Annotated in this window: 1 protein-coding gene; it reads right to left on the reverse strand. The window is 70.8% G+C overall.

The features are described from left to right. Positions 1-1,295: LamG domain-containing protein (locus MHY30_RS15255; protein ID WP_308192672.1), on the reverse strand; the 1,295-nt coding region annotated here is incomplete at its 3' end. Positions 1,296-1,425 lie beyond the last annotated feature (130 nt).

The following is a 1,425-nucleotide window of genomic DNA, read 5'->3' on the forward strand; positions in this document are numbered from 1 at the left end:
CCCCCCCCCCCCCCCCCCCCCCCCCCCCCCCCCCCCCCCCCCCCCCCCCCCCCCCCCCCCCCCCCCCCCCCCCCCCCCCCCCCGTTGTTAAATTGCAGCCGCCCCCCCAGAAAAAACCACGCTGTAGGAATCGTCGGCAGCGTGAGATTCCCCCGCGCGTCGTCGGCGTTCACGACGCTGATGCCGGCGAGCGCCTTCTCCGCGGTTCCGGCGTCGTCCGGATGGGCGAGCACGGTCGCGGCGAAGGTGTCCGTCTCGGTCGCGGAGCCCCGGGTCAGGGTGGCGGTTAGAGTGACGGTGGCATCCTGCTGTCCGGGGGCGGGTCGGGTGACGACGCCCGTGGGGGACACGACGGCCGTGTTCGAGGACGACCACGAGATGCTCGAGCCGTTCGTCCCCGCGGTGGGCAGGGTCACATTCCCGGTCACCGCGCTCAGGTCACCGAGGTCGAGGGCGGCCTTGTCGCGCGCGATCCGCTGCGGGTCGGTGGGAACCAGGCTCTCCACCTCGTCCGCCGTCAGGGCGTGGTCGTAGACGCGGAAGTCGCGCAGGCTTCCGGCGAGACGCCGGTCCGGTGTGTAGTTCGAGCGGCCGAGGTAGTTCGCCGAGGTCTTGCCGCCGCCGATGGCACCGGGGGTCGTGGTGGTGTTGGTGTTCTCGGCCACCTGGACGCCGTCGAGGTACAGCCGCGCCGTCTTCGAGCCGGCATCCAGGCTGTAGGTCAGCGTCTTCCACACCCCGCGCTCGAGGTTCGCCGAGCCGCGGGTCTCCTGCTCCGTCGTCCAGTTACCACTGGCGATGCCGGCGCGAGCCGGGTTGCCGGTGGCGAACAGATACCCGTTCCCGTACCAGTCCGTCGTGTTGCCGAGCCCCCAGACGAAGTAGTTGCCCGACTGTTCGGGGCGCACCAGGACATCGGTACTGACGGTGATCGAGGTCAAGCCAGCGAGGATGTCATTGGGAACGCTCACATAGTCGTCGGTGCCGTCGAGACGTGCGCCGTTGGAGCCCGTCAAGGCGGGCCCGCCGACGTAGGTGGCATCCCGTCCGTTGCCGGACGCGTCGCGCGCAACGGTGCCCGAGGTCTCGTCGAGCGGGTACGACACGACCAGCCCGGTCGTGGGGATCGCCGCATCGGCAGCTAGGGGGGCGGTGATCGGCGCCGCGATGAGCGCGGCGACCACCGGGACGGCGAGCGCCCAGGAGGGGAGACGGCGCGGGAGCGCCGTTCGGTGGAGTGTAGGCACGGGGGTGCGGGTCCTCTCGTGAATGCGGCATTGCATGCTGTCGTCCACAGCGACGACGCTCGCGATGTTAGCGCTCACAGTCAACCCACGCCAGTATGTGTCAATAATCCCCGCGTGTGAGCGATCCCACGGCCCCTGCATAGCGGCATCCCGCCCCGCGACCATCCCACCCCGCGAC

It is taken from the genome of Microbacterium sp. ACRRU, from assembly GCF_022346945.1.
Classification (GTDB): domain Bacteria; phylum Actinomycetota; class Actinomycetes; order Actinomycetales; family Microbacteriaceae; genus Microbacterium; species Microbacterium mcarthurae.